The sequence below is a fragment of the Staphylococcus sp. HMSC069D12 genome, from assembly GCF_001810405.1.
Lineage (GTDB): Bacteria > Bacillota > Bacilli > Staphylococcales > Staphylococcaceae > Staphylococcus > Staphylococcus haemolyticus.
On the sequence record NZ_KV801102.1, the window covers coordinates 43,494 to 61,368 of the forward strand.

The window sequence follows — 17,875 nt, forward strand, 5'->3', positions numbered from 1 at the left end:
TTTTATTAATTAATACATCTAAAGACGCATATTGTCCGACTAATATCATATAATAATATTGAATAATTATTATATTGAGCGATGTATGTCATGACATAGCTATATAAAAGAAAGGTATTGAGGAGAATAATATGTGGAAATCAAAATTTGGTAAAACATTTATTGCAAGTGTAGTGATTGGAACAACGATGTTTGGTTATGCCGGTCATCATGATGACGCGCAAGCTGTTGGTAACTATTATTATGATGGCTTACATGCAGGTGAGTACTCAGGATATTTAAAAGCTAAAAAGATCAGTAACAGTTCAATTTCAAACAAATATTATCCAAAGGCATCCCAAAGTAATTTGAAATCTATTGGTCGTGTTTCGAATTTAAATGGTTGGAAAGTGAGGATTCCAGAATATAAAGGTCAAGACTCAATGGGTACTGGTACGGTTATTGGTGCGCATACCTTTGTTACAAATGGACATGTTATTGATGATAAATATGGTAAAGCTGCAGCACCAAAATATATTAAATTTCAATTGAATCGTAATGGTAAATCAATACCTTATACTTTTCATGCAAATGAAGTCATTAAGGTACCGCAATATGATATTGCGATAGTCCACACTAAAGAAAATATGTCGAAGTATGCTAAACCAATGCGTATTGCGACAGATTCTGAAATTAAGAAATTGAAATTTAATACACCTCTATATTCATTAGGTTACTCAAAAATTAATGGCGACAATACGAAACCATATCTTAGTAAATTTCGCGTAACACAATTTTCTCCTAATGGTTCAGAAATTCAAACGAAAGACATTTTTAGATCAGGTGCGTCAGGTTCGCCTATGTTAAATAGCAAATATACTACAATGTACGGTATGAGAACGTATGGACACAATTTAGGTGGTACTGCGACCGATATGTATGCTAAGCAAGAAGCTTCTGGAGGAGAGTCTTTCAAAGGATATGCTGGCAAATTTGTTCGTCAACATATTAAGTAATTTGATTGAATAAATTGAATTACAAGCGTTTCGCAATTTATTATACAAAGGGAATAAAGGGTGGAGAGAAATGAAGAGAAATTATTTAATGATTGGTACGCTTACTGGAACAATGTTATTAGCTGGTTGTAGTTTAAGTGATTTTGGACTTGGAAATGAAGCATCCGAAGATAACAACAAATCATCACAAACGGATAAATCGAATAAAGATAGTAATTCGAAATCTGATAATAGCACTAATGATAACAAGAAAAATAATGATGTGAATTCAGTAAACAGTGTTAAAGATTTAAATCAAGCTGAGAAAGTCGCATTAGCGCTAAGTGATGACAGTGTATCTAATGTAGCTATAACTGCCAATGATTTAAAGCGTCATTCATATATTGAAAATAGTAATACTGGGAAAAAGCAACAAAGTATAGATAAATACGAATTACAAGCAACTGGAGAAGCAGTTGAAGACGCACCAGAAGGGATGACATTTTATAGTGCCTCACCTAGCAAAGGATCCTTTGCGACGTTAATCGGTGTGAGTGATGATAAAGTAGCAGTAATAGGTACACAAAGTACAGGCAAATACCGACAATTTATTCAATCTGACTTAGGACATGAACTTGATGTTAAAGATTTATATCATAAATATGGCAAAGATTCAGATTATAAAAAAGTCGCAAAACAAATTTCTATTAGTGGTGGTTCTAATAGTGCACATTCTGCTAATAGTAATAATAAAAATACGAAAGAATACTTTGCTAAAATATGGCTGACAGCACGAAATGACGCAGATGACATATTTAACGGAGAGGACCATACGTATGAACCTGTAGATATGTCCGGTGAACCGATTAATCCATATAATGAAGATGCTTCAGAAGTGTATCCTGAAGGAACCGTTGTATTAAGTCCATCCGTTACAGCTCTAGGTCACATTACTTTTAAAGATAATAATGATGGGACAGTCACATTTTACGATGTACCAAGTCATTTCCAAGACCATCGTTGGACCGAAGATGGCTACTCTAAACAAGAAACAGCTCGAATTTTGAAAAATGGTCAAACAAAGAAGATTAAGAATGCTTCAGATTCAGATATTGAAAAAGTAGCAAGTTACATTACATCTGATACGCCTAGACAACCTGAACATTATGATAGTTCAAATTCAGATGACAGTAGCTCAGAAGACTCTGATAGTAGTTCAAGTGACGAAACGGTGACACGTGATAATGTCATTGATAAAGTCGAAGAATACGAAGGGCATACTTTAGATACGGACACATACACATATAAAGAACCAGAAAAAAATTCTGACGGAGATTGGGGTTTCTCATTTACTGATAAAAATGGTGAATTAGCTGGATCATATATTGTAACCTCAGACGGTAGCGTTACGAAATATGATGAAAACGGCGAAGAAGAATAAACCTTTAAAATAAACAATATAAGGCACCTCGTTAATTTAGCATAGTGATGTTAACCAAATTAACGAAGTGCCTAATTTTATTGTATTTTGGAGATACATAGATGAATTATGTATATTGTTGCGCGTGGGGCCCCAGCAAAGAGATTTTCAACAAGAAAATCTACAAGCAAAGCAAGCTGGGGAAAAGGATCTTAAGTGTTTATACGCTTAAGTAAGTAGTTCTAATGATTAAAATCAAAGAACTGCTTTAGAGCCTTTCCCGCTGGAAAGAGAAATAACTCAAGCAAGCGAAATCTATCTATAAACTACTTTATCGAACACTTTCATTATTTATAAATACCTTTAATCTCATCTAATCTTTCTACAAAACTATCAATATACGATTGTGGTTTCAGAATCTTAGCATGTGGCGCTAATTGATAAGCAATGTAGTACGCATCGAAACGCGTACAATTCACCCATACTGTAATATAATCCTCACTTCGTTCAACAACTTCTTTAATAGAAAATTGCTGTTGGAATTGGTTCCAAAAGTGTGTGTGTATTTGGAATAAAACAGGATTACAAGTGCCATCCTTCTTGAATTTCAAATTTAAAACTTTCACAGACAAGATATCACGAAGTAGAATCGTCTCAATTTCATGATCTTCTTCATACGTAAACCAATAATCATAATGCATATACAAAATAGATAATGGTTTAATGACTATCTTTTTATCTTTAAGCTCGATGCGAACAATACCTTTATTCACAATCGCTTTTTGTAAAATCATAAGATTTTCCCGGGCAATAATTCCTGTCTAATTTTAAATTGATTTAACGTACTCATTAAAACGTGTTTATCTGAAACCTTCATTGAACTAATTGAGCTAAGTAAAAATTTGTGAATATCGTGATGCAATATGGGTGTTAAACTTTGAAGTTTAATGAGTAAACTAAGGATGCCTAAACTATGTTTACTTTGTGTTTTCTGCTTAAGTTCATATCCTGCCAATTGATGATTATAAACGACTCTAGTATTACTATGACTCCAAAACTTATTTTCATAAAAGAATGTGTTAATAGTTTTAATATCACGCTGTATCGATTTCTTACTCACATCAGTAAATTGATTTAAGTCGTGTTGCGTAACAACGTGACCTTTAAGAAGCAAAGTTAAAATATTGAGTATACGAGTTGATTTATCCAAGAATTGGGTCCCCTTTGCATCAATTCTATATTTACTTTGAAAATTAATTATATAGTATCATATTCTTTTTACGATGTGTATAATTCCAAAATTAAAAAGTAGCGATATATCAATAAACATAAATATTAAGACGACATCCATTCACAAAAGAGTTAATTTATAAGTATTTTATTTAATATTGCATTTAAAAGAAAAAAGTGATAAATTTTTATGTAAGCGGTTACACAAAAGGGGTGGCAAAGTGAGAACGATTAAAGAAGTGGCTCAACAAGCAAATGTGTCAGTAGCCACAGTCTCAAGAGTGATTAATAAAAGTGGTTATGTGAAGGAAGCAACACGTAAAAGAATTGAACAAGTCATCAAAGAATTAGATTATTATCCTAATGAGACTGCAAGAACTTTATTTACCAAAAAATCAAAAACAATTGGACTGCTTTTACCAGATATGAGTAACCCGTTCTTTACAATTGTTGCTAAAGGTGTAGAGGACACAGCAATTCAAAAAGGGTATCACGTCATGATTGGCAATGGTGAAATGCAAGAACATAAAGAACTAAACTATCTAACCACTTTTAAAGTGAATAATTGTAGTGGCGTCATTGTTTCACAGTTATCAACTCAATTTGCCTTTGATCAGTTTAATTCATATCAATTACCCTATGTACTAATTGACCGTGTAACAGATAATCAGCAATGTATAGAAGCGGACCATTATAAAGGTGGGAAACTACAAGCTGAGACAATTATTAAAGGAAATGCACAGCGTGTACTATTGTTGCATCAAGACTTGAATTATCGCTCTTTTGAAGAACGATTTAATGGTGCAAGGACTACTCTAAAGAATCATGACATTCAATTATGGATTGAGAATGAGCATGACATCACAATTGATAAACTGAAAGCATATGTTAACCATAACCATATCGATAGTGTGATATGTAGTAACGACGTAACTGCGCTTAAAATCATGAAATGGTTACATGATTTACACTTCCATATTCCAGATGATGTACAAGTCATTGGATATGATGATATTCCATTAGCCAAGTTATTTTATCCAAGTCTAACAACGATAGAACAACCTGCGTATGAAATAGGGAAACAAGCAGCATTAGGTTTGATTAATCAATTAGAACACAATGACATAACGACGAAAGTCGTATTAGATGTTGATGTCATTCATAGAGAATCTACAAGGAGGAAGAAAAAATGACAAGTATATATGTAGTTGGAAGCTTATCTATTGATTTAGTAGTTTCTACAAATAAAGTACCGAGTAAAGGTGAAACCGTTCTAGGTGAGTCATTCTTTACGACACCTGGTGGAAAAGGGGCAAACCAAGCAGTAGCAGCTGCAAGACTCGGTGATGATGTTTATATGGTAGGACGCATCGGTGATGATGATTTCGGGAATCAAATTTTTACAAACTTAGAAGACAATCATGTTTTAACGGCATTTCTGAAACCCGTTACACATTCTGCATCTGGTACGGCACATATCACTTTATCTGACAATGATAATAGTATCATCGTTGTACCTTCAGCTAATAACTATGTTACGTCAGATTACGCGTTGGAAGCTTTAAGTCAAGCTCAAGCAGGTGACATTGTTTTAATTCAACAAGAAATTCCCGCTGAAACAGTAAGAGATGTCGTATTATATTGCGATGAACACGATATGATATCAATTCTTAACCCAGCGCCATTCCGAGAAGTAGAGGCAGATGTTATTGATAAAGCGACGTACATTACACCTAATGAAACAGAAAGCAATGCGATGTTCCAGACTGATATTGATAAAGCATTAGAGCGTTACCCTAACAAGTTAATAATTACATTAGGAGATAAAGGTGCTATGTATCATAACGGCACTGAAAAGGTTCAAATTGATGGATTTAAGCGAGAAGTTAAAGATACAACAGGTGCTGGGGATACATTCAATGGGGCTTTCGCAGTAGGATTACAAAGAGGATATTCAATTGCACAAGCACTTAAACTTGCGAATTTAGCAGCAAGTCATTCAGTAACAGGTATGGGCGCTCAAGGTGGCATGCCAACCTTTTCAGAAATTGCAGGTGAATTAGATGTATAAAACAGGCATATTAAACAGCGACATTTCAAAAGTACTCAGTGATTTAGGACATACAGATCAAATTGTAATAGCTGATTGTGGGTTACCCGTTCCTAAAGACGTTAAGAAGATTGACCTTGCTTTAACATTGGGACAGCCAAGTTTTCTAGAAGTTTATGAAGTACTTAAGCAACATATGGAAATTGAACACGTAACGATAGCTGAAGAAATGGAAGTAGACAATGCACCTATCTTTGAACAAGTGACAAAGGACTTTTCAGAAATAGAACAAGTTAATCACGAAACATTTAAAGCATTAACTAAAAACGCTAAAACAATTATTCGTACAGGGGAAGCAACGCCATATGCAAACATCATACTTCAAAGTGGTGTCATATTTTAAGGGGTGAAATTAATGATTCAAATGACTAATATCCATAAAGCCTTCGGGGACAACGAGGTTCTAAAGGGTGTTGATTTTACTCTAAAGCTAGGTACAGTGCATGCACTAATGGGAGAAAACGGGGCTGGTAAATCAACACTCATGAAAATTCTAGTTGGGATTCATAAAAAAGATCAAGGTGTTATCACTAATTCTGATATTGAGATCGACTATAACAATCCTAAAGAAGCGGAAGAAAAAGGATTAACATTTATTCACCAAGAATTGAATTTATATCCAGAATTAACAGTGCTTGATAATTTATTCGTTGGAAAAGAAATCAGAAACAAAATAGGAATACTAAATAAAAAAGAAATGAAGCAACAAGCTGAGCAAGTGTTTAAAGAATTAGATTTCTACATTCCATTAAACAAAGTGGTCAAAGATTGCTCAATTGGTGAGCAACAAATGATAGAAATAGCTAAAGCGATGATGACTAAAGCACAAATCATTATTATGGATGAACCAACAGCAACATTAACAGATAAAGAAATACGTCGATTGTTCGACATGATTCATAATTTAAAAGCTAAAGGTGTGGCCTTTGTATACATTTCACATAGAATGGCTGAAATTTTTGAGATTTCGGATGAAATAACGGTGATGCGTGATGGTGTCTCTGTTATGTATGATGAAACGGCAAATCTAACATACAACCAAATTGTTAAAGCAATGGTTGGACGTGAACTAGATGAACAGTTTCCACATAGAACGTATGAACCACAAGATGTTGTTTTAAACGTAAAACGTCTCAATAATCCGCTACATCATATTGAGAATCAATCATTTTATCTTAAAGAAGGTGAAATATTGGGCGTGAGTGGTCTAATGGGGGCAGGTCGGACTGAGATGATGAGAAGTTTGTTCGGTGTCGATAAAGCAGATAATGAAATTGAAATTAAAGGACAAACAGTATCTATAACGTCTCCAATCGAAGCGATGAAACATGGACTTGCTTTTATAACTGAGAATCGTAAAGAAGAAGGGTTAATCTTAGACTTCTCCATTAAAGACAATATGGTGTTACCTTCATTATTTAGCTTTTCAAAACATGGCATCGTAGACGATAAAAGTTCTGAGCAATTTGTTGATACGATGCGTAAAAGACTCAATATTAAATCTCCAGGTAGACTGCCGGCCGGCTCATTATCAGGTGGTAATCAACAAAAGGTCGTATTAGCAAAGTGGATTGGTACCGGCGCGCAAATCATTATTTTAGATGAGCCTACACGAGGTATTGATGTCGGAGCAAAAAGAGAAATTTATCAACTTATGAATGAACTCACGGATCGTGGTGTGTCTATTATTATGGTCTCATCTGAATTGCCTGAAGTCATTGGTATGAGCGATAGAGTGATGGTCGTTCATGAAGGTAATATCAAAGGGGATCTTACAGGAAATGAAATTACAGAAGAAAATATTATGACTTTAGCTACAGGGGGAACTTTAAATGAAACAGTTAACAGCTAAAACATCGTTCATGGAAAAGATTATTCCATTTATTGGTTTGATTTTATTAATTATTGTAGTGAGTATTTTAAACCCATCATTTTTAGATTTATCTAATTTACTCAATTTATTAAGACAAATTTCTATCAATGGTCTGATTGCCTTTGGTATGACATTCATTATCTTAACTGGCGGTATAGACTTATCAGTTGGTTCAATTCTTGCATTGTCATCGGCGTTTATTGCATTAATGATTACGAGTGGTGTTGACCCAATAATTGCATTAATTATTGGCGTACTGATTGGTTTTGTTTTAGGTGCAGTAAATGGTTTATTAGTTACTAAAGGAAATATGGCGCCATTTATTGCAACACTTGCGACGATGACGATTTTCCGTGGATTAACATTAGTTATTACTGACGGAAATCCAATAACAAATTTAGGGGATAGTTATTTATTCCAATTATTTGGTAAAGGCTACTTTATCGGTATTCCAGTACCAGCAGTAACAATGATTATCGTGTTTGTGATTTTGCTTATTCTTCTTCAAAAAACAACATTTGGACGCCATACATATGCGATTGGTGGAAATGAAGTAGCTGCTAAAATTTCAGGTATCAAAGTTAATAAAATTAAAATTTTAATTTATGGAATTTCAGGGCTAATGTCAGCGTTAGCCGGAGGCATATTAACATCACGTTTAAATTCTGCACAACCAACAGCAGGTACTTCTTATGAGTTAGATGCCATTGCTGCCGTAGTACTTGGTGGTACGTCATTAACAGGTGGTAAAGGACGAATTGTTGGAACATTAATAGGTGTACTTATTATAGGTGTTTTAAATAATGGATTAAATTTACTTGGTGTTTCTTCATTCTATCAACAAGTCGTTAAAGGTGTAGTTATTTTAATTGCGGTATTAATTGATCGTAAAAAATAAGAGAAAGCAGGATAACAATATGAAAAAATTATTAGCCATGACATTAGCACTTGTCCTATTTTTAGCAGCATGTTCCTTAGAATCACCATTGAAGAATGATAAAAATGGTAAAACAAATAAGAAAAAATCAGAAATTACAATAGGCGTAAGTATTTCAACTTTAAATAATCCATTCTTCGTTAAAATTAAAAATGGAATTGAAAAAGATGCTAAAGCACAAGGTATGAAAGTTAAAGTTGTAGATGCTCGGGATGATTCAGCTAAACAAACGAATGACATTGAAGATTTAATTCAACAACAAGTTGATTACTTAATTGTTAACCCAACAGATTCAAGTGCGATTTCAAGTGCTGTGGAGTCAGCGAACAATGAGGGTATTCCAGTAATCACGTTAGATAGATCTGTTGATAAAGGCGAAGTTGCGTCATTTATTGCATCAGATAACGTTGAAGGCGGTAAAATGGCTGGCAACTACTTAGTTGATAAAGTAGGTAAAAATGCAAAAGTTGGAGAACTTGAAGGAGTTCCAGGTGCAAGTGCAACGAGAGAAAGAGGTAAAGGGTTCCATGAAATTGCAGATAAACAGTTAAAAGTAATTGCTAAACAAAGTGCTAAGTTTGATAGAGCAGAAGGATTAAACGTAACGCAAAACATGTTAGAAGCACATCCTGACATTAAAGCTATCTTTGCTCAAAATGATGAAATGGCACTTGGTGCAATCGAAGCAATTGGGGATAAGGATATTCAAGTCATTGGATTTGATGGCAACGAAGATGCAATGAAATCAATAAAAAATGGCAAACTAGATGCGACAATAGCTCAACAACCTGAACTTATGGGTAAAGAAGCAATTAAAGTGGTCAACGGACTAATGAAAGGCGACTCTGTAGATAAACAAATCAAAGTGCCATTAAAATTGAAACAAAGTAAGAACTAAATATGTTTGAAATAAAAAAGATTCTGAGACGGTAAGTCATCTCAGAATCTTTTTTAATTAATAAGTGATTGATGAGAACGTAACAATGCATAAACTGTATCTAGATGTGGTGTGTTCACGTTATGAGATTTTGCCTGTTTAAAGATAAAACCTTGTATTGCTTCGACTTCTAATGGCTGATGATTGATTATATCGTAATACATACTTGTTCCCATATGATCAGGATAGCCAGCATAAATTTGTATAATGTCATCGACGATTGTATTTGGAAACTGTATACCTGATGCTTCGGCTACTTGGTGTCCTTCTTTTAATAGTTGACGACATAGATGTTTGACTTCGTTAATTTTTAAGATTTGAGCAGTATTGTGACCAAGTGCAGTTATAGAATTAATACCTAAATTCACTAATAATTTATACCAAATTTTTTCTTCAATATTGTCTTCTAAAACCATTTCAATTTTGGTTGTATCGAATAATGCTTTTAAATGCGTTGTGGTATCATCTTTTTGCAAATGTAAACGATAATCTCGAAAATGAACGACTTCGTTTCCGGATTTTTGGCCACTTATATATACGACTGCCTGATATTTGTGTTTGAAAGGAAGTTGCGGCAATAAGCCATAACCATTTTGAGCTAAAATAAAGCACGTTTCATTATGTGCGAAATGATGTAATTTTGGAATTAGTGAATTAAGTTGGTGCGTTTTAACCGCAATGATAATAACATCAAATTGCGTATTTATGTCATCAATACTATGGACTTTGATAGTTTCATTTACAGGTTGGAGGGTCATTATCTTATTAGCACGACCGATTAATGTAACGTTTGGCAGTGATTGCTGCAGTTCATAAGCAATCGTCGTACCAACCGCACCAGGTCCAATAACAGCAATTTTCATTTTAAACCTTCCTTTCTGATTAGAATTAAACATATATGTATAGAAGTATTTGTGCACCATAAATATAATCATATAGTATAATCATTTTACTTTTCTATGTAAATTAATCTTTTAATTAAAAAGATGGATAAGCAAAGATAAATATTAGAACAGAAAATGATATGATTTTATATAGAAGTTGATATATAATATTGAATTGAAATAATGGGATAGCAACTTATAAAGTTTTGTTTAAAAATGTGGACATAAATAATAGGAGTTAATTTAAAATGAAAAATTTAGCAAAATTAGTTGAAATGAAACAAGACAAAACAAAAATTTCGATGATTACAGCATATGACTTTCCAAGTGCCAAACAAGCACAGGATGCAAATATAGATATGATTTTAGTTGGTGATTCACTTGGAATGACGGTACTAGGTTATGAAACAACAACACAAGTGACATTAGAAGACATGATCCATCACGGCAAAGCTGTACGTAGAGGTGCTGATGATACTTTTGTAGTAGTGGACTTACCAATTGGCGCAGTTGGTGTAAGTGATGAACATGATTTAAAAAATGCGATAACACTTTATCAAGAAACAAATGCCAATGCGTTAAAAGCAGAAGGTGCACATTTAGTTAATTTCATTAAGAAATCAACACAAATTGGAATACCAATCGTAGCGCATCTAGGATTAATGCCACAAAGCGTTGGTGTTATGGGATATCGATTACAAGGTAGCACGAAAGATGCGGCTAAACAGTTAATTCAAGAGGCACATGCAGTTCAAGAAGCAGGCGCAGTTGCTTTAGTATTAGAAGCAATTCCAAGTGACTTAGCTGGTTTAATTAGTGAGCAATTAGATATACCCGTTATTGGTATTGGAGCAGGAAAAGACACAGACGGTCAAGTATTGGTTTATCACGATATGTTAAATTATGGCGTTGATCGCTATGCTAAATTTGTAAAACAATTTGGCGATTTTTCAGTAGGAATTGATGCCATCAAACATTATGATGAAGAAGTTAAGGCAGGCACTTTTCCAGCTGAAGCCCACACATATAAGAAAAAGATATTGAATGAGGTAAACAACAATGACTAAAGTGATTCAAACTGTATCTGAGATGCAACAAATTACACAGGAATTGAAGCGTACAGGTAAAACGATTGGCTTTGTTCCAACGATGGGAGCCTTACATGAAGGTCATTTGAGTATGATGCGTCGCTCAGTTGAAGAGAATGATATTACTGTAATTAGTGTATTTGTAAACCCTCTACAATTTGGTCCAAACGAGGATTTCGATGCCTATCCACGTCAAATTGATCAAGATGTAGCCTTAGTTGAAGCAATTAATGTTGATTATGTATTCCATCCAGCAGTAGAAGAAATGTACCCAAACAAGCTAAGTGTCACGTTAAAGGTAGGACGTCTAGCGGAAGTCTTAGAAGGTGCACAACGTCCAGGTCATTTCGATGGTGTAGTTACGGTCGTAAACAAGTTATTTAATATTATGAGTCCTAATAAAGCATACTTTGGTAAGAAAGATGCACAACAGCTCGCAATTGTTGAAAAAATGGTAGAAGATTTTAATCATCCAATTGAAATTGTAGGTATTGATATTGTACGTGAAGCGGATGGACTTGCACGTAGTTCGCGAAATGTATATTTAACTGACGATGAGAGACAAGAAGCTGTTCACTTGAGTAAAAGTTTAGAAATAGCTCAAACATTGTATAAACAAGGAGAACGACGCAGCCATATTATTGTTGGTGAGATTAAGACATATTTATCGGAATATACAAGTGGTCACATTGACGAAGTTGCAATTTATAGTTACCCTGATTTAGAAGTTGCGACAGAAATACAAGGACAAATTTTTATATCTTTAGCTGTTAAGTTTTCGAAAGCACGATTGATAGATAATATAATTTTAGGAAGTGAATAGTAAGTTATGATTAGAACGATGATGAACGGTAAGATTCATAGAGCACGTGTGACTGAATCAAATTTAAATTATGTCGGAAGTATTACAATTGATGCCGATATCTTAGACGCAGTCGACATTTTACCTAATGAAAAGGTAGCTATCGTAAATAACAATAATGGTGCCCGCTTTGAAACATATGTTATTGCTGGTGAACGAGGTAGTGGCAAGATTTGTCTTAATGGTGCAGCATCTCGATTAGTTGAAGTTGACGATGTGGTGATTATTATGACCTATGTTCAATTAGATGAACGTGAATTAGTTGACCATGCGCCTAAAGTGGCTGTTATGAATGAAAAGAATGAAATTATTCAAATGATTCATGAAAAAGAAGGAACAATAATCAAATAAATAAGTGTGACAGCAGTCTAAATAACAAAATTGATTTAATCCGGTAGCTTAAAAGCTATCGGATTTTTGTGTGGGCTGTGTATCAGAGTGTTATAAACATCACCTAAAATTATAACATTTGTATAGTATAATAATATTATATAAAAGTGTTATAAGATTAGAGGGATCGCTAATGAAAAAATTTCTATCACTTAGCATCACATTTATGTTAGTGTTAACAGCCTGCAGTACACTTGAACCATCTAAAGAAAATAAAGCGGAATCTCACACGAAACAAACGGATACTAAGACAACAAAAGACAATAAAAAGCAAAATAAGGTTGATATTAAAAAGAAGGATGAAGAAAAAAACAAAGATATTATACCTAACTTTTCTGAAAGGGAAAAATTGGCTTTAGCTTTTTGTGTCGACCATGTTGACCAATATACATTAACGAAAAATGAAATTTTAACTGGATTTTATTTACCTATAGATCCAGCTGGAGAGGAACACTATAAATTAGTTGATTTTACGTTAGTTAAATATGATAAACCTATTGCAAATGCGCCAAAAGATATGCTTTTTACACCGTATATCCTGACAAACGAGGTTTCGCTGCCATCATCGATGTGAATAATGAGAAGATATTCTTAGGAGGAACGCAAGCTGCAATCAGTGATTATAATGAATTAATGCAACATGGAAGAGAAGTAAATTTTAAAGATGTCTATTTAAAAAATAAAAATAATAAAGCCTTGCCAGAATTAGTAAGTAAAATGCATATTGATAATAAGCATCCTGAAATAAGTTATGACGAGAATGGAATGTCTAATAAAGAGATAGAACGATCGGGTGTAGTAGGTTTACATCTTTGAAATCAAATCTATCAAATTATTGCAGACTTTGAAGGTATTAGTTTAAAAGATTCAGGTTATTTATGGGAAGATGTGAAGCTACTTAATTCAAATGAAGATTGGTCGGTACGATATCGTAATCAAGATGGAGAAATCGTTGGTTCTTATAGAAATATGAATGACAAAATTCAAAAGCTCGATGCTAATGGAAATGTAGTTAAAGAAAAAAGGTTGAATAGTATATAAAAACGCTCAGAATGCAATATATTAGTTTTCTGAGCGATCTTTATATTTAACATATTCCTCTAAGGATTGACCAGATTGTTGTACTTTAGTCGCATTGTTTTTTCCTAGGTAACGCAAATGCCACGGTTCATATTGGTAGCCTGTGATCTGTTCTTTACCTTTTGGATAACGCACGATAAAACCATAACGATGCGCATGTCGCGCAATCCATTGTCCTTCCTTTGTTTCTCCAAATTGTTCACGTAAATTAGCATCTGATCCAATAGCACCCACATCATAACTTAACCCACTTTGGTGTTCAGAAGTGCCAGGACGTGCACTATAACGGTCTGCATTTTCTTCACCATCGCGCGCAACATATTGATTATATAAATTCACTTGTGTTTCGTAACTTCTAAATCCACTAATCTTATAAAGACTCACACCATCTCTTTCAGCATCAGTAAACATTTGTTGTAATGCACGTTGTGCTTTAGGCTCCTCACCAGGATTGTAATCAGATGGTAGTTTAGTTGTTTTATTAACGATTAAAATGCCGTCATAGTATGTTCTACCGTTTATGACTTCCTTCTTCTTTTGTTCATTGCCAGTAGTTTTAGTCGATGCATTACGATCATTCTTATTTTCTACGTCTCGTTCAAAGCTACATGCACATAAAATTAAGGTACTCAAAATTAAAATTGAAAGAAACTTCTTCACAATATAATTCCTTTCCAAAAATATTTTAATATCATATTATTCATTACAATGTAAGATTAGCATAAAAAAGCAAATGAATTAAGATGAAATATAACAATATTACATATAAATTAGATTTTGACAAATGTAATAATATTTTGTAAATTGTAATTAAAGTGAAATATTGTTCTTTTTAGAGGTGATGTTTATTGCATGGTAGTTTGAATTATTATTGAATCATCTTTAAGCGATTTAAATCCCTCGGAACGTAGAGTTGCAGAGTATATTCTTGAGCATCCAGATGAAATTATTAATTATTCCGTACAAAAACTAGCAGACCTAACAAACGTCAGTGTGGCAACGGTTGTTAGGTTATCAAAAAAATTAAAATGTAAGGGCTTTCAAGACTTAAAGCTAAAAATCGCTTATGACTTAAACGAACCGGGGAATTATCAACGTGGTTATGCAGAAATAGATAAAGATTATTCAATTATGGAGCACTTTTTTTGCAAGAAATACTTTCAAATAAGTATTTACAAAGTACACTTTTATAAATAAAATATAGTATAATTAATTGATTTTAAAAATGCAAATGATATGAGGAGACATAGATGAAGAAACTATTATTTATGTGTGGGGTGTTTTTACTTTTACTTGCAGCTTGTGGTTCTAATGATGGTTCCAAAGAAGATAGCGCTAAAACGAAATCTAACGCGGAACAAACAAAATCTAAGAAGTCTAAAAAAGACCAAAAGTTGGAAAAGGAAGTAGCAAAGCTTTCTGAAAAACAAAAATTAGCACTTGCCTTCTGTGTGGAGGATGTTGACCGATATACATTGACTAAGAATGAAATTCTAACTGGAATTTATGAATACAAACTTGCGACTGGAAATAAAAACTTTAAATTAGTTGATTTTAAACTTGTGAAGTACGATGATGGCATCAAAAATGCTCCAAAAGGTATGAATTTCTATAATGTATCACCTAATAAAGGGAACTTTGAAGCATTAATCGGAGTTAGTAATGATAAAATCTTTATCGGACGTATGCAATCTGGTTCATTAGATTACAAAGATTTATTAGGAAAAGGTAAAGAAGTAAAATTAATTGATGTCTATAAAGCGAATAAAGACAACAAAGCTTTACCAGAATTAACTGATAAGATAAATATTGTAGATAATTTATCTAAAAAAGATAAAGAAAATAACAATCCATTATCTGCAGAATACTTAGAGAAATCAGGAACAGTTAATACACATTTCCGTAACCAAGTGTATCAAATGATTTCAGATTTCGAAGGTATTGCAGTAGGTAAGACAAACTATTTATGGGACGATGTTAAAATGGTTGGTCATAGTGGGGATTGGATTGTGAATTATCGAAATAAAGATGGCGAAATTTTAGGTACATATAAAACTAAAAATAATAAAATTATTAAGTTAGATGCTAACGGTAAAGTTATAAAGCAAGAAAATTAATAAGCTTACACTAAAGTTCTTAGGTTAATTGAATTAGCTTGAGAACTTTTTGTATAGGGTTTTATAATTATGCCAGTATGATACGATAAATATAAGGGGAAGACGGCAATTAAAATCATACAAAGGAGTTTATGCTTATGAATCCAAAAGTAAGTTTTGGCGAAGCATTTAAGTTGTTTTGGAAAAATTATTTTAATTTCAAAGGTCGCTCAAGACGAAGTGAATACTGGTTTATGCAATTATGGCATTTAATATTTTATGGACCCGCTCTGATTCTTTATATTATGTCATTAATCATGATTATGCTCTCAGCAGGGTTTCAATCTGAAGCTTTATCCATCGTAAGCGTAGTTATGTTAGTTATCACAATCATTTATATAGTTTTATACGCAATTATTACATTCATTCCTAATTTAGCAATGACAGTCAGACGTTTCCACGATACGAATCGTACGATGTTTATTCCTATTTTATCAGTTGTATTAGGTGTGATATCTTTTATTGTCCAATTGATTTGGAATATTAGTGACCCTAATGGTGAAAATGGTTGGGCATTGCTATTTATTCTCCTATTTGCTCTAGTACAATTTGCTATTTCAATTTATCAGTTAGTAATCACATGCTTAAATAGTAAATTTAATAAAAATAAATATGGAGAAAGCCCTAAATTCAAAGGACATTATGAATAATTCAATGTTCTATTTCAATATGCTTATCAACATAAATTAAGGTTCAACGTGCAGTTAATGATTAACCACGTTGAACCTTTTTAGTATGTCTATTTACGTTTACCTACATGCCATTTCCAATATGTGAACATGCGTAGGAGATATTCTAATGGACCATATCGGAAGTATCTTTGATGCAATGTTGCTAATAGCACTAAAACAATATAGATAAATACGAATAAAATGCTTGTGTAAATGAGTATATCTTTGCCAAATAATCCTAGACCGTAACTATAGAAGATGAGTGTACCAATGATACTTTGTGTAATGTAAACGGTAAGAGATATTTTGCCGGCATTTTCCAAACCTTTAAAAATTGGATGTTTCTCATAGTGTTGATATAAATATTTAAATAAACTCATGTAACCTAAAGATAAAACAGGTCCAAATATAGCTACAAGCGTTCCTGAAATTTTGTCGTTGCCTAACCAAAGTAGAGTTGATTTGGCAATAATAGATACTGGAATAAGGTATATAAATAGTTTCGACGACCAAAAGTGCCTTGCATCTTTCTCGAACCAACCACATCTAGAAAGAAAGATTCCTAAAGTGAATAATGGTATTTCAAAAAGTATAGCTATCAAGAAGATAGCACCTTTATTATCACCTAATTGATCTTCTAACTCCGCAAATTTAGGAGATGTCGCTATATCATCTACGTGATGGATATCGTTATAACTACCTTCTGTATAAATCTTTTGCACTTTATGAATATATGAAGCTGAATCATATTTGTCAGATGATGTAGACGCTTTTGAATCATCAAACATAGACCAAATACCCATCACGAGCATGAGAGAAATAATTACAATATTAAACCATTTGAAAGCTTTGGTACTTAGTGAAATAAAAGGTATTACACATAACATAGCTAAACTATAAGCCAATAATATATCGCCTTCCCATATGTAACTTGCATGGATAAAGCCTAATATAAGTAAGAAAATGGCACGACGTAATAATTTTAATCTAGGCCGTGGCAATCCTTTTAATTTCATAGACTGATAAAGTTTATCCATCGAAAAGCCAAACAGTATTGCAAAAATAGGTAAAAAACTTTCTTCAACAAGTATGATGATAAGGTTGAATATTCCTTGGTTTACAGGGTTTAAATGGAAATGTTCGATGTAGTCTTTGCCAGATAAACTAAATTGAAATATAAGTAGATTAGCAAGAAATATACCTAATAAGCTGAACCCTCTTAAACTATCAGCAATTGTAATTCGTTTCATAATGTCACCTCAA

Annotated in this window: 22 protein-coding genes; 17 read left to right on the forward strand and 5 right to left on the reverse strand. The window is 33.2% G+C overall.

What is annotated here, in order from left to right; genetic code table 11:
- Positions 1 to 131 precede the first annotated feature (131 nt).
- Together HMPREF2737_RS04155 and HMPREF2737_RS11970 are read left to right on the forward strand one after the other, a co-directional pair.
- On the forward strand, positions 132 to 995 hold the full coding sequence (locus HMPREF2737_RS04155) for a trypsin-like serine peptidase (RefSeq protein ID WP_037550878.1): 864 nt from the start codon (positions 132 to 134) through the stop codon (positions 993 to 995).
- 529 nt (positions 996 to 1,524) lie between these two features.
- A complete protein-coding gene (locus HMPREF2737_RS11970; protein WP_370591665.1) occupies positions 1,525 to 2,415 on the forward strand; it encodes a hypothetical protein in 891 nt (296 codons plus the stop codon).
- A gap of 326 nt (positions 2,416 to 2,741) precedes the next feature.
- On the opposite strand, the gene HMPREF2737_RS11810 is transcribed toward HMPREF2737_RS11970, so the two are convergent.
- Both HMPREF2737_RS11810 and HMPREF2737_RS11815 read right to left on the reverse strand, forming a co-directional pair.
- A complete protein-coding gene (locus HMPREF2737_RS11810) occupies positions 2,742 to 3,188 on the reverse strand; it encodes a hypothetical protein (RefSeq protein WP_229664806.1) in 447 nt (148 codons plus the stop codon).
- Positions 3,185 to 3,604, reverse strand: a complete 420-nt coding sequence (locus tag HMPREF2737_RS11815) for an HTH domain-containing protein (protein ID WP_229664805.1) — start codon at positions 3,602 to 3,604, stop codon at positions 3,185 to 3,187. The genes HMPREF2737_RS11810 and HMPREF2737_RS11815 overlap by 4 nt, the downstream gene beginning before the upstream one ends.
- Before the next feature lie 241 nt (positions 3,605 to 3,845).
- Between HMPREF2737_RS11815 and HMPREF2737_RS04170 the strand changes: the two genes are divergently transcribed.
- The 6 genes from HMPREF2737_RS04170 to HMPREF2737_RS04195 are packed head-to-tail and all read left to right on the forward strand — an operon-like array spanning position 3,846 to position 9,442.
- Complete coding sequence (locus tag HMPREF2737_RS04170) at positions 3,846 to 4,817, forward strand: LacI family DNA-binding transcriptional regulator (protein ID WP_037550874.1); 972 nt, start codon at positions 3,846 to 3,848, stop codon at positions 4,815 to 4,817.
- Positions 4,814 to 5,695, forward strand: coding sequence for a ribokinase (gene rbsK / locus HMPREF2737_RS04175; protein WP_033079878.1), 882 nt, complete (start codon positions 4,814 to 4,816; stop codon positions 5,693 to 5,695). Before HMPREF2737_RS04170 ends, rbsK begins: the two co-directional genes overlap by 4 nt.
- A complete protein-coding gene (rbsD, locus tag HMPREF2737_RS04180) occupies positions 5,688 to 6,077 on the forward strand; it encodes a D-ribose pyranase (protein WP_037550872.1) in 390 nt (129 codons plus the stop codon). The genes rbsK and rbsD overlap by 8 nt, the downstream gene beginning before the upstream one ends.
- A 12-nt stretch (positions 6,078 to 6,089) precedes the next feature.
- Positions 6,090 to 7,586 carry a sugar ABC transporter ATP-binding protein gene (locus HMPREF2737_RS04185; RefSeq protein WP_037550870.1) on the forward strand — a complete coding sequence of 499 codons (1,497 nt, stop codon included), beginning with the start codon at positions 6,090 to 6,092 and terminating at the stop codon, positions 7,584 to 7,586.
- The gene (gene rbsC / locus HMPREF2737_RS04190; RefSeq protein ID WP_037550868.1) at positions 7,567 to 8,505 is read left to right on the forward strand and encodes an ABC transporter permease subunit; all 939 of its coding nucleotides are present in this window, start codon (positions 7,567 to 7,569) and stop codon (positions 8,503 to 8,505) included. The genes HMPREF2737_RS04185 and rbsC overlap by 20 nt, the downstream gene beginning before the upstream one ends.
- Positions 8,506 to 8,524: 19 nt before the next feature.
- Positions 8,525 to 9,442: a D-ribose ABC transporter substrate-binding protein gene (locus HMPREF2737_RS04195; RefSeq protein WP_037550866.1), complete on the forward strand. Its 918-nt coding sequence runs from the start codon at positions 8,525 to 8,527 to the stop codon at positions 9,440 to 9,442.
- A 53-nt stretch (positions 9,443 to 9,495) separates the two neighbouring features.
- Here HMPREF2737_RS04195 and HMPREF2737_RS04200 read toward each other — a convergent pair whose 3' ends face one another.
- Positions 9,496 to 10,344 (reverse strand): oxidoreductase, encoded by an 849-nt coding sequence (locus HMPREF2737_RS04200; protein WP_037550864.1) that lies wholly within the window; start codon positions 10,342 to 10,344, stop codon positions 9,496 to 9,498.
- Positions 10,345 to 10,613: 269 nt separating this feature from the next.
- Between HMPREF2737_RS04200 and panB the strand changes: the two genes are divergently transcribed.
- From panB to HMPREF2737_RS11830, 6 genes are all read left to right on the forward strand, one after another.
- Positions 10,614 to 11,432 carry a 3-methyl-2-oxobutanoate hydroxymethyltransferase gene (gene panB, locus HMPREF2737_RS04205; protein ID WP_037550862.1) on the forward strand — a complete coding sequence of 273 codons (819 nt, stop codon included), beginning with the start codon at positions 10,614 to 10,616 and terminating at the stop codon, positions 11,430 to 11,432.
- Positions 11,425 to 12,276: a pantoate--beta-alanine ligase gene (panC, locus tag HMPREF2737_RS04210; RefSeq protein WP_037550861.1), complete on the forward strand. Its 852-nt coding sequence runs from the start codon at positions 11,425 to 11,427 to the stop codon at positions 12,274 to 12,276. Before panB ends, panC begins: the two co-directional genes overlap by 8 nt.
- 6 nt (positions 12,277 to 12,282) lie before the next feature.
- The gene (gene panD / locus HMPREF2737_RS04215; protein ID WP_011274512.1) at positions 12,283 to 12,666 is read left to right on the forward strand and encodes an aspartate 1-decarboxylase; all 384 of its coding nucleotides are present in this window, start codon (positions 12,283 to 12,285) and stop codon (positions 12,664 to 12,666) included.
- Between the two features lie 172 nt (positions 12,667 to 12,838).
- Entirely contained in the window at positions 12,839 to 13,279 is a 441-nt protein-coding gene (locus HMPREF2737_RS11820) for a hypothetical protein (protein WP_229664804.1), read from the forward strand.
- Positions 13,276 to 13,521 (forward strand): hypothetical protein, encoded by a 246-nt coding sequence (locus HMPREF2737_RS11825; RefSeq protein ID WP_229664803.1) that lies wholly within the window; start codon positions 13,276 to 13,278, stop codon positions 13,519 to 13,521. Before HMPREF2737_RS11820 ends, HMPREF2737_RS11825 begins: the two co-directional genes overlap by 4 nt.
- A gap of 72 nt (positions 13,522 to 13,593) precedes the next feature.
- Positions 13,594 to 13,746 carry a hypothetical protein gene (locus HMPREF2737_RS11830; RefSeq protein WP_226955355.1) on the forward strand — a complete coding sequence of 51 codons (153 nt, stop codon included), beginning with the start codon at positions 13,594 to 13,596 and terminating at the stop codon, positions 13,744 to 13,746.
- Positions 13,747 to 13,767: 21 nt separating this feature from the next.
- Here HMPREF2737_RS11830 and HMPREF2737_RS04225 read toward each other — a convergent pair whose 3' ends face one another.
- The gene (locus HMPREF2737_RS04225; RefSeq protein ID WP_037550859.1) at positions 13,768 to 14,445 is read right to left on the reverse strand and encodes a M15 family metallopeptidase; all 678 of its coding nucleotides are present in this window, start codon (positions 14,443 to 14,445) and stop codon (positions 13,768 to 13,770) included.
- Between the two features lie 264 nt (positions 14,446 to 14,709).
- Between HMPREF2737_RS04225 and HMPREF2737_RS11220 the strand changes: the two genes are divergently transcribed.
- From HMPREF2737_RS11220 to HMPREF2737_RS04235, 3 genes are all read left to right on the forward strand, one after another.
- Positions 14,710 to 14,982, forward strand: a complete 273-nt coding sequence (locus HMPREF2737_RS11220; RefSeq protein WP_229664811.1) for a MurR/RpiR family transcriptional regulator — start codon at positions 14,710 to 14,712, stop codon at positions 14,980 to 14,982.
- A 53-nt stretch (positions 14,983 to 15,035) separates the two neighbouring features.
- Entirely contained in the window at positions 15,036 to 15,902 is an 867-nt protein-coding gene (locus HMPREF2737_RS04230; protein ID WP_037550857.1) for a hypothetical protein, read from the forward strand.
- 137 nt (positions 15,903 to 16,039) lie between these two features.
- Complete coding sequence (locus HMPREF2737_RS04235) at positions 16,040 to 16,591, forward strand: DUF805 domain-containing protein (RefSeq protein WP_037550855.1); 552 nt, start codon at positions 16,040 to 16,042, stop codon at positions 16,589 to 16,591.
- 89 nt (positions 16,592 to 16,680) lie between these two features.
- Here the strand turns inward: HMPREF2737_RS04235 and HMPREF2737_RS04240 are convergent, their stop codons facing one another.
- The gene (locus HMPREF2737_RS04240) at positions 16,681 to 17,862 is read right to left on the reverse strand and encodes a DUF418 domain-containing protein (RefSeq protein ID WP_037550853.1); all 1,182 of its coding nucleotides are present in this window, start codon (positions 17,860 to 17,862) and stop codon (positions 16,681 to 16,683) included.
- Between the last annotated feature and the right edge of the window lie 13 nt (positions 17,863 to 17,875).